The sequence below is a fragment of the Curtobacterium sp. MCSS17_006 genome, from assembly GCF_003234215.1.
Classification (GTDB): Bacteria; Actinomycetota; Actinomycetes; order Actinomycetales; family Microbacteriaceae; genus Curtobacterium; species Curtobacterium flaccumfaciens.
This window is the reverse complement of sequence record NZ_QKSO01000010.1, coordinates 1-19,268: the sequence shown is the minus strand read 5'-3', so window position 1 is coordinate 19,268 and position 19,268 is coordinate 1. Positions and strand designations below refer to the sequence as shown.

At 70.8% G+C, this 19,268-nt stretch carries 15 protein-coding genes; 12 read left to right on the top strand and 3 right to left on the bottom strand.

The annotated features are described in order from the left end of the window. The first annotated feature begins 38 nt into the window (after window positions 1-38). The 3 genes from DEJ21_RS10835 to DEJ21_RS10825 all read left to right on the top strand — a co-directional run bounded on the left by DEJ21_RS10835 (window position 39) and on the right by DEJ21_RS10825 (window position 4,214). Window positions 39-1,847: an ABC transporter ATP-binding protein gene (locus DEJ21_RS10835; protein ID WP_027466673.1), complete on the top strand. Its 1,809-nt coding sequence runs from the start codon at window positions 39-41 to the stop codon at window positions 1,845-1,847. A 101-nt stretch (window positions 1,848-1,948) separates the two neighbouring features. Beyond that, window positions 1,949-3,748, top strand: coding sequence for an ABC transporter ATP-binding protein (locus DEJ21_RS10830; RefSeq protein WP_111224659.1), 1,800 nt, complete (start codon window positions 1,949-1,951; stop codon window positions 3,746-3,748). A gap of 37 nt (window positions 3,749-3,785) precedes the next feature. Beyond that, a complete protein-coding gene (locus DEJ21_RS10825; RefSeq protein ID WP_027466671.1) occupies window positions 3,786-4,214 on the top strand; it encodes a DUF805 domain-containing protein in 429 nt (142 codons plus the stop codon). A gap of 50 nt (window positions 4,215-4,264) precedes the next feature. Here DEJ21_RS10825 and DEJ21_RS10820 read toward each other — a convergent pair whose 3' ends face one another. Both DEJ21_RS10820 and DEJ21_RS10815 read right to left on the bottom strand, forming a co-directional pair. After that, on the bottom strand, window positions 4,265-4,603 hold the full coding sequence (locus tag DEJ21_RS10820) for an MGMT family protein (RefSeq protein ID WP_111224596.1): 339 nt from the start codon (window positions 4,601-4,603) through the stop codon (window positions 4,265-4,267). Window positions 4,604-4,616: 13 nt separating this feature from the next. Then, window positions 4,617-5,072, bottom strand: a complete 456-nt coding sequence (locus tag DEJ21_RS10815; protein ID WP_027466669.1) for a GNAT family N-acetyltransferase — start codon at window positions 5,070-5,072, stop codon at window positions 4,617-4,619. A gap of 85 nt (window positions 5,073-5,157) precedes the next feature. Here DEJ21_RS10815 and DEJ21_RS10810 point away from each other — a divergent pair, with 85 nt between their 5' ends. The 3 genes from DEJ21_RS10810 to DEJ21_RS10800 all read left to right on the top strand — a co-directional run bounded on the left by DEJ21_RS10810 (window position 5,158) and on the right by DEJ21_RS10800 (window position 10,247). Next, window positions 5,158-6,462, top strand: a complete 1,305-nt coding sequence (locus DEJ21_RS10810) for an ROK family transcriptional regulator (protein WP_111224595.1) — start codon at window positions 5,158-5,160, stop codon at window positions 6,460-6,462. A 109-nt stretch (window positions 6,463-6,571) separates the two neighbouring features. Further along, entirely contained in the window at window positions 6,572-7,555 is a 984-nt protein-coding gene (locus tag DEJ21_RS10805; RefSeq protein ID WP_146247747.1) for a hypothetical protein, read from the top strand. A 268-nt stretch (window positions 7,556-7,823) separates the two neighbouring features. Beyond that, window positions 7,824-10,247 (top strand): lamin tail domain-containing protein, encoded by a 2,424-nt coding sequence (locus DEJ21_RS10800; protein WP_111224593.1) that lies wholly within the window; start codon window positions 7,824-7,826, stop codon window positions 10,245-10,247. Between the two features lie 163 nt (window positions 10,248-10,410). Here DEJ21_RS10800 and DEJ21_RS10795 read toward each other — a convergent pair whose 3' ends face one another. Further along, complete coding sequence (locus tag DEJ21_RS10795; RefSeq protein WP_181435850.1) at window positions 10,411-10,923, bottom strand: hypothetical protein; 513 nt, start codon at window positions 10,921-10,923, stop codon at window positions 10,411-10,413. A gap of 147 nt (window positions 10,924-11,070) precedes the next feature. Between DEJ21_RS10795 and DEJ21_RS10785 the strand changes: the two genes are divergently transcribed. From DEJ21_RS10785 to DEJ21_RS10760, 6 genes are all read left to right on the top strand, one after another. Beyond that, window positions 11,071-11,625 carry a DUF805 domain-containing protein gene (locus DEJ21_RS10785; RefSeq protein WP_111224591.1) on the top strand — a complete coding sequence of 185 codons (555 nt, stop codon included), beginning with the start codon at window positions 11,071-11,073 and terminating at the stop codon, window positions 11,623-11,625. Window positions 11,626-11,634: 9 nt separating this feature from the next. Continuing rightward, entirely contained in the window at window positions 11,635-12,477 is an 843-nt protein-coding gene (locus DEJ21_RS10780; RefSeq protein ID WP_111224590.1) for a PhzF family phenazine biosynthesis protein, read from the top strand. A gap of 240 nt (window positions 12,478-12,717) precedes the next feature. After that, entirely contained in the window at window positions 12,718-14,076 is a 1,359-nt protein-coding gene (locus tag DEJ21_RS10775) for an extracellular solute-binding protein (protein WP_071404684.1), read from the top strand. A gap of 107 nt (window positions 14,077-14,183) precedes the next feature. Beyond that, on the top strand, window positions 14,184-15,134 hold the full coding sequence (locus tag DEJ21_RS10770; protein ID WP_110894824.1) for a carbohydrate ABC transporter permease: 951 nt from the start codon (window positions 14,184-14,186) through the stop codon (window positions 15,132-15,134). Between the two features lie 5 nt (window positions 15,135-15,139). Then, complete coding sequence (locus DEJ21_RS10765) at window positions 15,140-16,033, top strand: carbohydrate ABC transporter permease (protein ID WP_371830315.1); 894 nt, start codon at window positions 15,140-15,142, stop codon at window positions 16,031-16,033. Between the two features lie 105 nt (window positions 16,034-16,138). Next, a complete protein-coding gene (locus DEJ21_RS10760) occupies window positions 16,139-19,174 on the top strand; it encodes a glycoside hydrolase family 38 C-terminal domain-containing protein (RefSeq protein WP_111224589.1) in 3,036 nt (1,011 codons plus the stop codon). Window positions 19,175-19,268 lie beyond the last annotated feature (94 nt).

Here is a 19,268-nt window from a genome sequence, read left to right as displayed (position 1 = left end):
CGACCCGGGGACCCGGCAGACGCATGAGGACGCAACGCATGTCCAAGTCGCCCACCACGGCGCGCCCGTCCACCTTCCGCGCGATCGCGCGGATCTACCCCTACGTGAAGCCCTACCAGGGGCGCCTCATCGGCGGCATGGCCGCAGCGATGGGAGCCTCCCTGGTGGCGCTCGCAATCCCCTACGTGCTGCAGTGGCTCGTCGACGGTCCGCTGTCGTCGCGCGACTCGGCACAGATCTGGCCCGCCGGGCTCGGGGTGCTCGCCCTCGGTGTGCTCGAGGCGTTCTTCATCGCCTCGCGCCGCCGGCTGGTGATGCGCCCCTCGACCCGCATCGAGACCAGCATGCGCAACTCGCTCTACGCGAAGCTGCAGGACCTGCCGGTCGCGTTCCACGACCGCTGGGAGTCCGGGCAGCTGCTGTCCCGTTCCGTGTCGGACCTGTCGCTGATCCGGCGCTGGCTGGCCTTCGGCGTCGTCCTGCTCGTCGTGAACATCGTGACGATCGTCGTCGGCTTCGTCGTGCTGTTCACCTTCGGGTGGATCCTCGGACTCATCTTCCTGATCGCCTCGATCCCGCTGTGGATCAACGGCCTGCTGTTCGAGCGCCGGTACTCCGCCGTCGCACGCCGCAGCCAGGACCAGGTCGGTGACCTCGCCACGAGCGTCGAGCAGTCGGTGCACGGCATCCGCGTGCTCAAGGCGTTCGGTCGCGGCGGCGCGAAGCTCGAGGAGTTCAGCGAGCAGGCCGAGGCCCTGCGCGGCACCGAGATCAAGAAGGCGAAGGCCATCGCGGGCATCTGGCTGTGGCTGCTGCTCGTGCCGGACGTCGCGTTCGCGCTGTGCCTGCTCGCCGGCATCTGGCTGGCGTCGCAGGGGCAGCTCAGCGTCGGCCAGCTGTTCGCGTTCTTCGCGACGGCGACGGTGCTGCGGTTCCCGATCGAGTCGATCGGCTTCCTGCTCTCGATGACGTTCGACACCCGCACGGCGGTCGACCGCTTCTTCGAGGTCATGGACTCCGAGAACACCATCACGGACCCGGAGCACCCGAAGACGATCGCGGAGCCGCACGGTGCCCTGTCGTTCAACGGCGTGCACTTCCGGTACCAGGACTCCGCACCGCAGTACCCGGACCTGATCAACGGCGTCGAACTGCAGCTGCAGCCGGGCGAGACCATGGCGCTCGTCGGGCTCACCGGCTGCGGCAAGACGACACTGCTCTCGCTCGTGCCGCGTCTGTACGACGTGACCGGCGGTTCGGTGACGATCGACGGGGTCGACATCCGCGACCTCACCCGCGAAGAGCTGCGCCGGCACGTCGGCGTCGCCTTCGAGGACGCCACCCTGTTCTCGTCGACCGTGCGTGAGAACGTGCTGCTCGGTCGACCGGACGTGCAGGGTGCCGAGGCCGAGGCGCTCATGCGCGAGGCGCTCGACATCGCGCAGGCGTCCTTCGTGGACGACCTGCCCGACGGCGTCGACACCCGGGTCGGTGAAGAGGGGCTGTCGCTGTCCGGTGGGCAGCGCCAGCGTCTGGCGCTCGCCCGCGCGATCGCCGCGCGGCCGTCGGTGCTGGTGCTCGACGACCCGCTGTCGGCGCTCGACGTCGACACCGAGGCACGGGTCGAGGCGGGCCTGCGACGCGTGCTCGCCGACACCACGTCGCTCATCGTGGCGCACCGTCCGTCGACGGTGACGCTGGCCGACCGGGTCGCCCTGATGGAGAACGGCGTCGTCACGGCCGTCGGGACCCACCACGACCTGATGGCCACCAACGAGCACTACCGCTACGTCATCTCGTCGCTCGACGACGACGACGCGACCGCACGACAGGAGGCGATGGCATGAGCCAGCAGACCGACCAGAACCTGCCGGGAGGAACGGCGTCCGTCCCGCAGGAAGCTCCGGACGAGCAGGCTGCCGCCCCCGTCACCGCCTCGATCACCACCATGGGCGTGCGCGGCGAGGAGCGTGAGGACTTCACGAAGGCCGAGAGCAAGCGCCTGCGGCGCCGGTCCCTCGCCCTGCTCGGGTCCCTCGCCGCACCGCTGAAGCTCCGGCTGGTGCTGCTCGGCATCGTCGTCGTGGTCTCGACCGCCGGCACCGTCGCGGGTCCGGCGCTCATCGCGTGGGGCATCGACAACGCCCTGCCCGCGGTGATGGACCAGAACGACTGGGTGCCGGCGTTCGGGGTCGTCGCGACGTACATCGTCGTGGCCGTCCTCGGCGCGGTGCTCACCGCCTGGTACACGGTGCTCGCGGCACGGATCAGCCAGGCGATCCTGTTCGACCTCCGCAAGCGGGTGTTCCTGCACACGCAGCGGCTCTCGCTCGAGTTCCACGAGACCTACACGTCGGGCCGGATCATCTCGCGCCAGACGAGTGACCTCGACTCGATCCGCGAGCTGCTCGACTCCGGGCTGAACCAGCTCATCCAGGGCGTGCTGTACATGGCCTTCACCGCCGTGGCCCTGGTGCTGCTCGACCCGACGTCCGGGCTCGTGCTCGCGGTGTCGCTCGTGCCGCTCTGGTTCCTGATCCGCTGGTTCCAGACGAACTCGCAGACGCTGTTCCGCTCCACCCGTGTCACCTCGGCGCGCGTCATCGTGCACTTCGTCGAGACGATGACGGGCATCCGCGCGGTGCAGGCGTTCCGCAAGGAATCCCGCAACCGGGACGAGTACGGCGGCTACGTCGAGGACTACCGGGTGGCGAACACGAAGGTGTTCAACCTGTTCGGGACCTTCGACCCCGTGCTCGTGCTCATCGGCAACGCCACGCTCGCCGCGGTCGTCATCGTCGGCGGCTTCCGGATCGTCGGCGGGACGCTCGAGGTCGGTGCGCTGCTCGCGGTCGCGCTGTACGCCAAGCGCTTCTTCGACCCGGCGCAGGAACTCGCGATGTTCTACAACGGGTACCAGTCGGCCTCGGCGGCGATGGAGAAGATCTCCGGTGTCCTCGAGGAACGGCCGAGCGTGCCGGACCCCGTGAAGCCCACCCGCCTGGCGGACGCCACCGGGAGGATGGACTTCGACGGCGTCGTCTTCGCCTACAACAAGGGCAAGGTCGTGCTGCCGGAGTTCGACCTGCACATCCCGTCGGGGCAGACCATCGCACTCGTGGGGTCCACCGGTGCCGGCAAGTCGACGCTCGCCAAGCTCATGGCGCGCTTCTACGACCCGACCCAGGGCTCGGTCAAGCTCGACGGTGTGGACCTGCGCGACCTCGACACGAAGGACATGCGCCGCGCGATCGTCATGGTCACGCAAGAGGCGTACCTGTTCTCCGGCACCGTCGCGGACAACATCGCGCTCGGCAAGCCCGGTGCGTCGCGTGAGGAGATCGAGGCGTCGGCCAAGGCCGTCGGCGCGCACGAGTTCATCATGGCGCTGCCCGACGGGTACGACACCGACGTGAACAAGCGCGGTGGCCGTGTCTCGGCGGGTCAGCGGCAGCTGCTCTCGTTCGCGCGGGCCTTCATCGCGGACCCGAAGGTGCTCATCCTCGACGAGGCCACGGCGTCGCTCGACATCCCCTCGGAGCGACTCGTGCAAGAGGGTCTGGAGACCCTGCTCGCCGACCGCACCGCGGTGATCATCGCGCACCGGCTGTCCACCGTCGCGATCGCCCACCGGGTGCTCGTGATGGAGCACGGCCGGATCGTCGAGGACGGCACCCCCGCCGACCTCATCGCTGGCACCGGGCGGTTCGCCCAGCTGCACGCGGCCTGGCGCGACTCGCTCGTCTAGGCCCCGAACGGGCTGCACCACGTGGTTGGCTTGCTCCATGAGCAACGACAGCGTGGTGCAGCCCGGCGGTGTCGCCCTGCACGACCCCTTCTACGGTGCCCCCTTCACCGAGGCCGTCCGACGGTTCTGGCGGAAGTACACCGTGTTCACCGGACGGGCATCGCGCGCCGAGTTCTGGTGGTGGTGGCTGACGTCGTTCGCGATCGGGCTCGTGCTGCAGCTCGTGCCACAGGTGTTCACGCCGGACACCCCGGCGCTCGAGAACCCCGTCGGCTCCTACCTGTTCATGCTGTGGGTGCTCGCGACGCTCATCGGGTCGCTCGCGCTCGGCGCCCGACGGCTGCACGACGCCAACTTGTCCGGCTTCTGGCAGTTCCTGCACGTGCTGCCGGGCCTCGGCTCGCTCATCGTGTACGTGCTGTGCCTGCTGCCCGCGAACCCGAAGGGTGCGCGTTTCGACCGCTGACGGTGGACCCTGACGGTGCACCCTGGCGGGCCGACCTGCGCGGCCGGGGATCAGAACGGGTCGTCCGCGTCCGTGGCGGGTGACCAGCGGGCACGACGCATGTCGAGCCTCCAGGCCGTCGTCCCCTGCACGAGCGGCGTCCCCTCGACGCGGTAGTGCTCGAGCGCCCGGGCCTCGTGGTGGAGCGGCGGGTGCCCACCCGCGCGCACCACGCGCCACCACGGCAGGTCGGCGCCGTCGTGCGCCATCACCTTGCCGACGGCACGTGACGCCCGCGACCCGAGGGCTGCGGCGACATCGCCGTACGTCATGACGTGCCCCGGCGGGATCATCCGCACCACCTCGGCGACGGCGGCGCCGAAGTCGACGGGGGCCTCGTCGGATGCCACGTCGTCGGGCGTGCTAGAGCGTCAGGACCGCGAAGTGGTCGCCGTACTGGGTCTCGCGCACGACCTCGAAGCCCACGGCGCGGAAGAACGCCTCGGGGCTGTCGTCGCCGCCCGGCTCGTACACGACCGTCAGCCGCTCGAACCCACGGCTGCGTGCCTCGTCCGCCAGACCGTGCACGGCGAAGCGACCGACGCCCCGGCCCTGCGCGCTCGCCGCCACGTTGACGCGCCAGATGCAGCTGCGCAGCTCTTCCTGCGCGTTGTCGGCGTCGAACGAGCCGATGATCAGGCCGAGGACCTCGTCGTCGTCGAGGACGACACGGGTCCACGCGGAGCTCGGCTTGACGTCGGACTCGGCGACCCCGTAGGTGGTCGGCTGCACGAACTGTTCCTGGCCCGGCTTGAGCGTCAGGGAGTTGGCCGCGGCAGCGGTCTTCGCGGAGAGTTCTTCCAGGCGCAGGTCGGACATGCGGCCAGGGTAACGGTGCGACCCCTGTGGGGGCCAGTGACGACGGCAGACCGAGACCGCACCGTTGTCACGGTATCGTCGCGGCATGGCAGAGCATCGACGGGGAGCGAACCTCCCGTCGATCGGCGGGTTCAACCGCACCGTGGTCCTCGATGCCGTCCGCCGCTCGCCCGACGGCCTGAGCCGCGTCGAACTCGCAGCCCGCACGGGGCTCAGCGCGCAGACCGTGTCGAACGTCACCCGGTTCCTGATCGAGGCCGGGATGATCGCGGAGTCCGGCACCATCGTCTCGGGTCGTGGCAAGCCCCGTACCATCCTGCGGCTCGAGCCGGGCAGCCGGTACGCGGTCGGCGTGCACGTCGATCCGGCGGTCGTCACCTACGTGCTGCTCGACCTCGCCGGCACCGTCGTGGCCGCGTCCACGACCTCGACCCCGACCGCCGACGATCCGTCTCAGGTGGTGCGCACCATCGCCTCGGCCGTCGACGGGCTCGTGGCCGACGCCGGGGTCGCCGTCGAGAGCGTGCTGGGCGTCGGGATCGCGAGCCCCGGACCCATCGACGTCGAGGCGGGCATCGTGGTCGACCCGCCGTTCCTGCCCCGCTGGCGGGACGTGCCCCTGCGCGACGCGGTCGCCGAGGCCACCGGCTACCCGGTGCTGCTCGAGAAGGACGTGACGGCCGCCGCGGTCGGCGAGATGTTCCTGGCGGGGGAGTCTTCGGCGCGGAACTTCGCGTTCGTGTACTTCGGTACCGGGTTCGGCGTCGGGCTCGTCGTCGACCACGAACCCGTGCGCGGGGTGGGGTCGAACGCGGGTGACGCCGGGCACATCATGGTCGACCAGGGGTCGCTCGCGGGCACCCCGGACGGCTCGGGTACGCGCGGCGAGGTCGGTGCAGCCGTCGCGCCGGACCGGTTGGTGCGGGTCGCGCGGTCGCGGGGGCTGGCGTTGTCGGGCGGCGGCGCGGTCAAGGAGGCCGGTGCTGGTGCCGATGCCACCGATGCCACCGATGCCACCGACGCCGCGGATGTCGACGCCGTGAACGCCGCATGGGACGAGCTCGCCGCGGCCATCGCGGACGGGGACGACACCGCCGTCACGCTCGCGGCCGATGCCGGCACCGTCATGGGCAACGCCGTCGTCCTCATCGTGAACCTGCTCGACATCGACCGCGTGGTGTTCGGCGGCCCGTTCTGGTCACGCATCGCGAGCGCTGCCCTGCCGGCCGCGCGGACCGCCATCGTCGGGTCGCCGCTGCTCGTGCCGAAGCACGCCGTGCAGGTGGTGGAGAGCGACCGCGGTGCCGACGTCGCCGCCGTGGGTGCCGCCTGCCTGGTGCTCGACGCCGCGCTCTCGCCGCGGGCCAGCACCCTGCTCATCCGGCGCTGACGGCACGGACGCCGTCGCCCGGCGCCCTGCCCGGCCGGAGCACTCCGCCCCGGCCCGCTACGCTGCGATCCGACGCAGCCGCCAGGTGTGCGGGATCGACGGGGGACACATGACGGACAGCACGGACACCACGGACAGCACGGACAGCACGGACAGCGCGAACGACACGGACGGCACGATGGACCCGCGGTGGGCGAGGGTGCGCCCACTCGTGTTCCGGACGATCATCGGCGCGGTCGTCGCCGCGGGCCTGGTCGGCGTCGCCGCGGTGCTCCTCGGCGACTTCGGCATGGTCGCGGTCCAGCTGCTCCTGACGATCGTCGTGGTCGTCGTCTTCGCGCTGCTGTCCTGGTACGACGCCGACGTGTCGTCCAGGCGGTCCGGGATCTTCGCGTTCGCGAGCATCGCCACGTCGATGTACCTGCTCGTCGCCGGTCTGTACAAGGTGTGGATCGTGCCGACGGGCGTCTCCGGTGACGGCATCTGGTTCGTCCTGGAGCACTTCTGGCACTGGATCTGGCTCGCCGGCGTCGCCCGGGTGGCACTCCTGCACGTCCACCTGCTCCTCGTGATCCACCGGCGCTACCCGACGCCCGTCCTGCAGGTCGTCGCGAAGGCCACCGTCGGCGTCATCGCCCTGCTCGCACTGCTGCTCTCGATCCCGCTGCTCGCGCCGGACGTCGACTACGCCCGGGGCTACTGGCGGCTCGTCTGGGTGGTGGTGATCCTCGACCTGCTCGGGACCGTCGTGGTGCCCCTGAGCAACGCCCTGTTCCGTCCGCGAGCCACGCTGCCGTCGGCGACGTGGTCGGTGCCCGAGCAGCAGCCGGCGTGGAGCGCGACGCCGACGCCCGCCGCTCCCGCTCCCGCACCCGCACCCGAGGTGCCGCTGCCGCCCGCTCCCGCACCTGCGCCCGCTCCTGCCTCCGCCCCCGGTCCCGCGCCCGAGACGGTCGTCGCGTCCGACGGGCGTCGCTACGCGTCCCGTCCGTCGGCCTCCCGCGCCCTGGCCTGGCCCCGCTACGTCGACGGCACGCCCCTGCCCGCGCTGCCCGACGGGACGCCCGACTTCTCGGAGGTCACCGAGCGCTGACACCTCGAGCAACGAGTGTGCAGAAGACGTCGGGTTCGCAGTGCGGACCCGACGTCTTCTGCGCACCGGATGCGGTGAGCGCGACCGCAGGGCGGACGGGAGGCGCGGTGCGGGGCCGCACCGCGCCTCCCGTCCGCCCGCGGCGGGTCCAGGGCGCCGGGCGCGACCCGGGACACCGTGCGTTCACCCCGCGGCCACCGGCCGGTCGCGTGGATGCTGAACAGTCGTGCAGGTCTCCGCCCGCTCGCTCCCCCGAGAAGGACCCTGCATGCGCGCTCCCGCCCTGCGCCCGCCCACCCTGCGCCCGCCAACACTCCGCATCGGCGCCGCCGTCGCGACCGCCCTGGTCGTCGCCGCCGGTGTCGTCACCGCCAGCCCGGCCCTCGCGGCCGTCGGTGACGACGACCCGGCAGTCGGCGCCGTCGCGGCGAACGGCCTCGTCGTCAACGAGGTCGAGTCGAACGCCGACGACACCGACTGGGTCGAGCTCAAGAACACCTCGGGCACCGCGATCGACCTGACCGGGTACGCGTTCCTCGACTCCGACAACTCGCACGACGCGTACGTGCTGCCCAGCGGCTCGACGATCGCCGCCGGCGGGTACTTCGTCGTCGACCAGCTGTCCGCGACCGCCCCCGGCTTCGACTTCGGGCTCGGCGGTGCGGACACCGCGCGCCTGTACGACCCCGCCGGCGACCTGGTGCTCCGGTACGCCTGGACGACCCACGCGGGTGTCACCTACGGCCGCTGCGCCGACGGCGTCGGGCCGCTCGTGGACACCACGGCCTCGACCAAGGGGGCTGCGAACGACTGCTCCTCACCCGTGCGCATCAACGAGGTCGAGTCGCAGGACGGTACCCCCGGCGACTGGGTGGAGCTGACCAACACCGGCAGCACCACCGTCGACCTGGGCGGGTACGTGCTGCGCGACAGCGAGGACGACCACACGTACACGATCCCCGCGGGCACGACCGTCGCGGCCGGGGGCTTCACCGTCCTCGACGAGGCGGCGTTCGGCTTCGGACTCGGCAAGGCGGACTCCGCGCGGCTCTTCGACGCCCGCGGTGCGGTCGTCGACTCGACCTCGTGGACGGCGCACGCCGCCACCACGTACGGCCGCAACCCCGACGGCACCGGCGACTTCGCCGAGACGGCAGCACCCACGAAGGGTGCGGCGAACCGGTTCGCCGGCGTCGTCACCGCCGAGGCCTGGCCCGGCGGCCCGGACGAGACCGTGCTCGACGACGAGGACACCTTCACGGGCGACTTGAGCGGCCTCGACTGGACGACCTCGAAGACCTCGCGGGACGGGCAAGTCTGGGCCGTGCAGAACGGCGACGGCCTGCTCTACCACCTGACCTCGGACGGCGCGGGCGGCTGGGCACCGTCGAACGCCGCGGGCACCGACCTGCGCTACGCCGACGGCACGGGCACCCCGGACGCCGAGGGCGTGACCGTCACGAGCGACGACCCCGGCGCCGTCTACGTGTCGACCGAGCGCAACAACGACGTGTCGAGCACGAGCCGCCCGTCGGTCCTGCGCTACGCCACGACCGACGGCTCCGAGGGCACCCTGCGGGCCACGGACGAGTGGAACCTCGCCGCGGACTTCCCCGGGCTCGGCGCGAACGCCGGGCTCGAGGGCGTCACCTGGATCCCGGACACCTGGCTCACCGCGCACGGCTTCGCCGACGAGCGCACCGGCGCCGCCTACGCACCGTCGAGCTACGCCGGACACGGCGAGGGGCTGTTCTTCGTCGGGGTCGAGGGCACCGCGAGCGTGTACGCCTACGCCCTGATGGACGACGGGTCCTCGGCGCGGGTCGCCACGATCGCGACCTCGCTCGCCGTCGTCGCCGACGTGCAGTTCGACCCGACGCTCGACGCGCTCTGGGTGGTCTGCGACGAGGTGTGCTCCGGCCGGACCGCGCTGTTCGAGGTGACCGACGGGGCCTTCGCCGCCTCGACGCTGTACGAGGCGCCGTCGGCCGCCGACCGCACGCTCGCCAACGAGGGCTTCGCGATCTCGGGCGTCTGCACGGACGGGGAGCGCGCGACCTTCTACGCGGACGACAACGACACGGACGGGTTCTCGCTCCGCACGGGGACGTACCCGTGCGAGGGCGGCGACACCGACCCGGGCGCGGAGCCCACGCCGACCCCGACCCCGACCCCGACCCCGGGCGACGGCGGCACGACGCCGACGCCGACCCCGGGTGGGACGCCCACAGCGGTCCCGACCCCGGGTCCCTCGGCTGCCCCGGTTGTTCCGGTGGCGCCGTCGGAGTCGTTGTTGACGGAGGCGAACCGTGGCGGGGTGTCGGCTCCGGCGACCGCTCGTGCGGGGGAGACGATCACGGTGACGGTGGGCTCGGCTTCGGCCGGTGACACGGTCAACGTGTGGCTGTTCTCGGAGCCGACGCTGATCGGCGCGGCTGTGGTCGCTGCTGACGGGACGGTTCGGGTGACGATCCCGGTGGACACGGTGGCTGGTGCGCATCGTCTGGCGGTGACGGCTGCGGACGGGAGCCTGATCGGGTGGACCCCGATCACGATCACCGTGGATGGGCAGCTCGCGTTCACGGGTGCTGCGGGGCTCGGTGCCGGTGCGCTGGTGGCGTTCCTGCTGCTCGCGGCGGGCGCGGGCGTGCTGATCGTGCGTCGCCGACGGACCGCGGCCGCCGCGGGGTAGTCCCCACGCCCCCCGTCGGGGCGATGAGTGTGCAGAAGACGTCGGGTTCGCGGTGCGGACCCGACGTCTTCTGCTCACCCATGCGCGGTGGGCGCGACCGCGCGACGGACGGGAGGCGCGGGGCGGGGCCGCCACGCGCCTCCAGGCCGGTGGGTGGCTGCGGTCAGTGCTCGGTGCCGTGCATGGTCTGGGTGTCGTCCTGACCGGGGATGGCGTCCTTCGTGGTCCAGCCGTACCAGCGGCCGTCGATCTCGGTGACCGCGCGGCCGTCGCCGCAGGTGACGAGACCCTTGGTCGGGAGCTCCTCGGGCAGGAAATCGGCGGTCATCGCCGTGCCGCCGTACGACTCGTCGAGCGGGGTGCAGTCGTCCACGTCGACGCCGTCCTTCGACGCGAACCCGATGACGTACCCGGGCTGCGAGACGTGGAGGCGCACGTCGATGTCCTTCGCGTCCTTCGGCACCCACTTCGGCATGAAGAAGGCCAGGTCCTCGGACTCCCCGGAGCGTGGGGCGTCGGAGTACGCGTCGAAGTGCTTCTGCGGGGTCTTGTTCGGCACGATGTCCTGGATCGCGCTGCAGCCGGCGGTCAGCAGCAGGGCGGACACCGCGGCGGTGGAGGCGAGGGCGATCCGGAGGGTGCGGCGGGCGGTGGTGGGGCGCGTGTCGGTGCTCATGGATCCAGTCTCACGACGGACGCGGCGCTGAAACATCACGTGCGCACCCGGAATCGGTCGGGGGTTACCCCCACCCGGGGACCGCAGTACGCCGGGCCTGCCGAGGAGTGCTCAGGAGGGCCCAGGTCGCCCCGGTAAGCAGGTCCGGTGCACCAGACGCAGCAGCCACCGGTCGGGGTCCCCTGGCACCAGGCCACCTTCCCCGCCTCGTTCTCGCGGTTCTGGCGGGGGTGCGTCGTGTTCCGGGGTCGTGCCGCTCGTGCCGAGTTCTGGTGGTGGGCGCTGTGGTGGGCGATCATCTCCGCTGCGATCAACATCGTGTACGGCATCGGACTCTTCACGACGCCCCCACCGATGCCGAGCCCGGAGGAAGCGCGCGTCCTCGACCAGGCGATGCAGTCCTTCAACCCGTTCCCGGTCTGGTGGTTCCTGCTCACGTCGATGCCGGTCTTCGCCCAGATCGCACTGGGGGTCTTCGTGGTCGTCGGGCTCGCGGCGTTGCTGCCCTGGATCGCCATCGCGGTGCGGCGGCTCCACGACACGAACCGCTCCGGGTGGTGGGTCCTGCTCTGCTTCGTGCCCGCCGGCTACATCGTGCTCGCCGTGTTCCTCGCGCTGCCCTCGGAGCCACCCGCGGCACCGCAGCAGTCCGGGCCACCCGTCGGTGATCGGCCCGCACACCCGGTCGTGACGCCGCAGTAGCGTCGGGGCATGCAGCAGGAGATCCTCCGGTACACCGCGTTCGCCGCCGAGCCGGGCGGTGGCAACCCCGCCGGGCTCGTGCTCGACGCGGCCGGACTGTCCGACGACCAGATGCTCGCGATCGCCCGGAAGGTCGGGTACCCCGAGACCGCATTCGTCGTGGGTGCGACGTCGACCGGGCCGCGGGTCCGCTACTTCTCGCCGAGCGCCGAGGTGCCGTTCTGCGGGCACGCCACCGTCGCCCTGGCCGTCGCGCTGGCCGAGCGCGAGGGTCCGGGCCGGCGGGTGTTCACGACCCTGGCCGGCGAGGTCGCGCTCGACGCCACGGTCGGTGCGGACGGAGCGGTGCAGGTCGCGATGACGAGCGTCGAGCCGGCGACACGGGACATCGAGCCGGGTCTGCTGGTGCGGCTGTTCGACCTGCTCGGGCTCTCGGCCGCGGACATCGCTCCGGGGTTCCCGGTGCTGGAGTCCTTCGCCGGCAACTGGCACCCGGTGCTCGTGCTGCACGACCGCGAGCTGTTCCACCAGTTCGGGTTCGCGCCGGGGCCCCTGGCCGAGCTCAAGCGCGAGGCCGGCTGGGCGGGGACCGTCACGGTGCTGCACCGCACCGGCGACCGGGAGTACGAGGCGCGCAACCTGTTCCCCGCCGGGCGCATCACCGAGGACCCGGCGACGGGATCGGCAGCGGCGTCCACCGGGGCGTACCTGCGGCAGATCGGGGCAGTGCAGCCGGGCGACCGCGTTACGATCCGGCAGGGGCGGCACGTCGGGCGTCCGAGTCTGCTGCTCGTGGACGTGCCCGAGGCCGGCGGGATCACGGTGACGGGGAGCGCGACGCCGATCTCCTGACGGACGTTCCTTCCCAGAACGCACGCGATGGGAAGTGGAATCGGGCGTACCTGGTCGAAACTTCCGACCCGGTACGCCCGATTCCACTCGGTACGCCCGATTCCGCTCGGTACGCCCGGATCCACCCGGTACGCCCGAATCCGCGCGAGAAACTCCTTGACAGGTTTAAGTCAATACGGTGGACTAATCCTGCGCGCGGGCGATGGTGCCCGCGGACATCACCCGTGCAAAGGAGCACCGATGAAACGCACCCGCATCATCGCCGGACTCGCAGCTGTGGCCGTGGCCGCAGTCGGTCTGGCTGGCTGCTCGAGCTCGGGGTCCGCCTCGAGCGACACGATCAAGATCGCGTACCAGAAGTTCGGCGCCTTCCAGCAGCTCGACGCCCAGATGAAGGTCGTCAAGAAGCAGTACGAGAAGGACAACCCCGGCAAGAAGGTCACCCTCGTGCCCATCCAGGCACAGGGCAACGACTACTACACGAAGCTCGCGCTCATGAACAAGGCGCCGGCCACCGCCCCGGACGTCATGTACGAGGACACGTTCCTCGTCAAGGCCGATGCCGAGGCGGGCTACCTGCTGCCACTCGACAAGTACACGGACAAGTGGGACGAGTGGGACCAGTTCTTCGACAACGCCAAGCAGGCCGGGCAGGGTGACGACGGCAAGATCTACGGCGTCCCGATGGGCACCGACACCCGAGCCCTCTGGTACAACAAGGACATCTTCAAGAAGGCCGGGCTCGACGTCCCGTGGAAGCCGAAGACGTGGGACGACGTGCTCGCGGCGGCGAAGACCATCAAGGAGAAGCAGCCCGACGTCATCCCGTTCAACATCTACTCGGGCAAGGCGCAGGGCGAGGCCTCGACCATGCAGGGCTTCGAGATGCTCCTGTACGGCGCCGACGGCTCCGGCAACACCCTGTATAAGGACAAGAAGTGGGTCACCGGCTCGAAGCAGTTCGAGGACTCGCTCAAGTTCGTGAAGGACGTCTACCAGGGCGGCCTCGGCCCGACACCGCAGCAGGCGCTCGACACGAACGTCGGCACGACCATCGCCCAGACGTGGCTGCCGAAGGGCAAGCTCGCGATCGACCTGGACGGTTCGTGGCAGTCCGGCACGTGGCTCAAGTCCGGCACCGCGCCGTGGCCCGAGTGGAACGACGTGATGGGCCAGGCACCCATGCCGACCCAGAACGGGCAGGCTCCCGGCTACAACTCGATGTCCGGCGGCTGGACCCTGGCGGTCGGCGCGAAGTCGAAGAACCCGCAGGCGGCGTTCGACTTCATCACGAGCTTCCTCGACAAGGACGGTTCGCTGAAGTACGACACCGAGAACAGCCAGATCGCCGTCCGGAAGGACGTCGCGGACGACCCGGCCTACACGGCGGCGAACCCGACGTTCAAGTTCTTCTCGGGGCTGGTGGAGAACACCAACTTCCGCCCGGCGACGAGTGACTACTCGCAGGTGTCCAACGCGATCCAGGTCGCGATGGAAGCGGTCATGACCGGTCAGCAGTCGCCGAAGGACGCGGCTGCCGCCTACGACAAGGCCGTCACGCAGGTGGTCGGCAAGGAGAACACCGTCTCCGCTGGTTGACGGACGTCACCCACTGACGGACTGGAGGCGCGGGGCGGTCCCGCACCGCGCCTCCCGTCCGCTCTTCCCCACCTTCGGAACCCCTCCGCACCCGGAAGGCACCCATCGTGTCCAGCACCCCCCTCGCGCCGACGCTGTCGGCGCCCGGTGCGCCGAAGCGCACCGATCCACCCGTGCCGCGCAAGCGGCGACCACTGCGGAACGTCGGACGAGCGGTCCCGCTCCTGCCCGCCCTGGTCCTCCTCGTCATCTTCCTGCTCGGCCCCGTCATCTCGTCGTTCTACGGGTCGTTCACCAACTCGGCCCTGACCGGTGCCAGCGCGGCCGACCAGCAGTTCGTCGGCTTCCAGAATTACGTCGAGCTGTTCCAGGACCCGGACTTCCCGAAGTCCGTCATCCTGACCGTCGTCTTCCTGCTGGCCTCGGCCGTGGTGGGACAGAACGTGCTCGGCCTCGGACTGGCCCTGCTGATGCGCTCGGCGAACAAGGCCGTCCGGGCGATCGTCGGCACCTTCGTGGTGGCCGCGTGGGTCCTGCCCGAGATCGTGGCGTCGTTCGCGGCGTACGCGTTCTTCAACGACGAGGGGACGCTCAACACGTTCCTCGCGTCGATCGGGATCACCGGCGCGAACTGGCTCTACACGTACCCGATGCTCGCCGTGATCCTGGCGAACATCTGGCGCGGCACCGCGTTCTCGATGCTCGTCTACTCGGCCGCCGTGCAGGAGGTCCCCGAGGAGATCACCGAGTCCGCCGAGGTCGACGGAGCCACCGGCTGGCAGCGGCTCGTCTACATCACGCTCCCGGTGATCCGCCGGAGCATCTCGACGAACCTCATGCTCACGACGCTGCAGACCCTGTCGGTCTTCACGCTGATCTTCGTGATGACCGGCGGCGGTCCGGGCACGAACTCGTCGACCCTGCCGATCCTGGCGTACCAGGAGGCGTTCAAGTTCTCGCAGCTCGGCTTCGGGACGGCGATCGCGACCATCCTGCTCGTGGTGGGGGCGGTCTTCTCGATCATCTACATCCGAGCCCTCAAGCCGGAGGTGGACTGATGGCCATGACAGCCCCGTCCCTCGACCAGACCACGACCCGCTCGGTGACCGCACCGGGGTCGATGCACATGACGTCCCCGCGCGGCCGCACCATGCGGTGGGTGTCGAACGTCGTGCTGCTCGTCATCGCGGTGTGCTTCGCGGTGCCGCTGCTCTGGCTCGTGCTCGCCTCGTTCGACACCCAGGCCTCGCTGTCGGTGAAGCTGCCCTCGCAGTTCACGCTCGACAACTTCGCGAAGGTGCTCACCCCCGAGCTGTCGTTCATCCCGCTCGCGAACAGCCTGCTGCTCTCCGGCGGCACCGCGGTCGTCACCGTGGTGTTCGCGCTGCTGGCCGCGTACCCGCTGTCCCGGTACAAGATGCGGGTCAACAAGCCGTTCCTGTACAGCATCCTGTTCGGCACCGGCCTGCCGATCACCGCGATGATGGTGCCCGTCTACGCGCTGTTCGTGTCGCTCAACCTGATCGACAACGTGTGGGGCTGCATCTTCTTCCTCGCTGCCACGTCGCTGCCGATGGCGATCTGGATGGCGAAGAACTTCATGGACTCCGTGCCGATCTCGCTCGAAGAGGCGGCGTGGACCGACGGCGCCTCGATGCTCACCACCCTGACCCGCATCGTCATCCCGCTCATGCGTCCGGGCATCGCGGTCGTGTTCATCTTCGTGTTCATCCAGGCGTGGGGGAACTTCTTCGTCCCCTTCGTTCTGCTGCTCTCGCCCGAGAAGGTGCCCGCCGCGGTGAGCATCTTCAACTTCTTCGGGCAGAACGGGGCGGTGGCGTACGGCCAGCTCGCCGCGTTCTCGATCGTCTACTCCGTGCCCGTCATCGCCCTCTACGTGATCGTGTCCCGAGGCCTCGGCGGCGGCAACGCCCTCGCCGGCGGCATCAAGGGCTGATCCGCCGGTCCACGCCCCGCAAAACACCGGTGTTCGCGCGTCGAACACCCGCGAACCGCGGTTCCGTTCGCGAACACCGGTGTCTTGCAACCAGAAAGGAAGCACATGCACCAGGACGAACCGCTCGTCGAGGCCCGGATCGCCCGCCTCGTGCGCGACCGTGTCGACCCCGCCGTCCTCCGTCGCTCGGCGCCGGTGACGATCGAGGCGTGGGAGGTGCCGGGCGAACCGGTGCCGTTCGACGCCGCCGTGGGCGAGACGTACACACCGTTCACGGTGGGGTCGCACTGGGGCGGACGCCCGTGGGGCACGACGTGGTTCCGGGTGACCGGGACCGTGCCGGCGGACTTCGGCACCGCGCCGGGGACCACCGCCGAGCTCCTCATCGACCTCGGGTTCACCAAGCGGCAGCCCGGCTTCCAGGCCGAGGGACTCGCGTTCCGCGCCGACGGCTCCACGATCAAGGCGATCGAGCCGCGGAACGACACCGTGCCGCTCGAGGTCGGCCCGGGGGAGTCCTTCGAGCTCTGGATCGAGGCCGGGGCGAACCCGGACATCGGCGGCGACTCGTTCCAGGGTGCGACGCCGCTCGGCTCGCGCTCCACCGCCGGTGACGACCCGATCTACCGCCTGAAGGCCCTCGAGGTCGTCGAGCGCGACGACACCGTGTGGGAACTGCAGCAGGACCTCTGGGTGCTGCGCGGGCTGATGGCCGAGCTCCCCACCGACGGCACCCGCGGCGCCGACATCCTGCGGGCACTCGAACGCGCCGCCGACGCCCTGGACCCGGACGACGTCGCCGGCACCGCCGCGGACGCCCGGCAGGTCCTGGCGCCCGTGCTCGCCGTCCCCGCCAGCCCCGCCGCCCACCGCGCGATCGCCGTCGGGCACGCCCACATCGACTCCGCCTGGCTGTGGCCCGTGCGCGAGACGAAGCGCAAGTGCGCCCGGACGTTCTCGAACGTGCTCGACCTGATGGACCGCGACCCCGACTTCACCTTCGCCTGCTCGTCCGCGCAGCAGTACGCCTGGATCCGCGACGAGTACCCGTCCATCTGGACCCGCATCAAGCAGCGGGTCGCCGAAGGGCGGTGGATCCCCGTCGGCGGCATGTGGGTGGAGTCGGACACCAACCTGCCCGGCGGCGAGGCCCTGGCCCGCCAGTTCGTCGCCGGCAAGCGCTTCTTCCTCGAGGAGTTCGGCATCGACACCCCCGAGGCCTGGCTCCCCGACTCGTTCGGCTACTCGGGCGCCCTGCCGCAGATCGTCCGCGCCGCCGGGTCGAAGTGGTTCGTCACCCAGAAGCCGTCGTGGAACGAGACGAACGTCATCCCGCACACCTCGTTCCACTGGGAGGGCATCGACGGCTCGCGCGTCCTGACGCACCTGCCCCCGGCCGACACCTACAACTCCGACGTCTCGCCCGCCGACCTGCGCCGCGGCGAACGGAACAACAAGGAACGCGGCACCGCGAACACCTCGATGCTGCTGTACGGCTTCGGCGACGGCGGTGGCGGTCCCACCCGCGAGATGGTCGGCGCCGCACACCGCCAGCACGACCTCGACGGGTCACCCCACGTCACGCTCGGCACGCCGGCGCAGGTGTTCGAACAGCTCGAAGCCGAGCTGCCGACGCCCGGGGTCTGGTCGGGGGAGATGTACCTCGAGTTCCACCGCGGCACCTACACGTCGCAGATCCGCACGAAGCAGGGCAACCGCCGCTCCGAGCACCTGCTCCGCGAGGCCGAGCTCTGGGCGGCGACGGCGGCGGTCCGGCTCGGCAGCGAGTACCCGTACGCCGAACTCGAGGACGCCTGGCACACCGTCCTGCTGCAGCAGTTCCACGACATCCTGCCCGGGTCCTCGATCGCGTGGGTGTACGAGAACGCCGAGGAGCAGTACGCCCGGGTCGCCGAGGTGCTCGAGGGGCTGATCGGCAGCGCGACGACGGCGCTCGCCGCAGGCGGGACCGCAGCCGCTGCCGGCGCAGCCGACGACGCCGCGTCGGTCGTGCGCTTCAACGCCTCGCCGGTCGCGGCAGGGGACGTGACCGCCCTGGCGGGTTCGGTCGTCCACGCGCCGCGACCCGTGCCTCCCGTCCGGAGCGGCGACCGCTTCGTCTTCGACACCGGCGTCGTCACCGCGACCATCGACGCTGCAGGCCACGTCGTGTCGTTCGTCGACCACGCCACCGGACGCGACGCGATCGCACCAGGCGCTGCGGCGGCGGAGTACACGGTCTTCCGGGACACCCCGAACCAGTGGGAGGCGTGGGACATCGACCGCGCCTACCAGCGCAACGGCACGGTGCTGTCGGCGTCGTCGGTCGCGATCGCGGGCGACGAGCTCGTGGTGGAACGGTCCTTCGGATCGTCGACGCTCACCACGCGCTACTCCGCCGTGCAGGGCGAACCGGAGCTGAGCGTCGAGACCGAGGTCGACTGGCACGAGCACCAGAAGCTGCTGAAGCTCGCGTTCCCGATCGACGTGCTCGCGTCGTCGGCCTCGAGCGAGATCCAGTTCGGGCACATCGACCGGCCGACGCACCAGAACACCTCGTGGGACCACGCCCGCTTCGAGACCTCGGCACACCGCTGGGTGCACGTCGCGGAGCCCGGGTTCGGCGTCGCCGTGGCGAACGACTCGACCTACGGCCACGACATCACACGCGAGACCCGGGCGGACGGCGGGATCACCACGCTCGTGCGGGAGTCGCTGCTGCGCGGACCGACGTTCCCGGACCCGAACGCCGACCAGGGGCACCACGTGTTCCGGACCGTGCTGCGGATCGGGGCCTCGGTGCTCGACGCCGCCGACTCCGGGTACCGGCTGAACCTGCCGGTGCGGAGCGTGCCCGGGTCGGCCGAGGTCGCGCCGCTCGTCACGGTGTCGTCGCCGCAGGTGTTCGTCGAGGCCGTCAAGCTCGCCGAGGACCGCTCCGGAGACGTCGTCGTGCGACTGTACGAGGGGCTCGGGGGCCGGGCTGCTGACGTCGGGGTCTCCTTCGGGTTCGACGTCGAGTCGGTGTCGCAGGTCGACCTGCTCGAGCGGCCGCTGGAGCGCACGTGGTCGGCCGGGGAGCCGGTCGTGCTGACCCTGCGTCCGTTCGAGATCGTGACGCTGCGCGTGCGTCGGGCCTGAGGCAGCGGGCCGGGCGTTCGGTCGGGGAGAGACCGCGGCGCCGGACGGGACACGGGTGCGTTCCGTCCGGCGCCGTGTTGCGTGGGGGTGGATG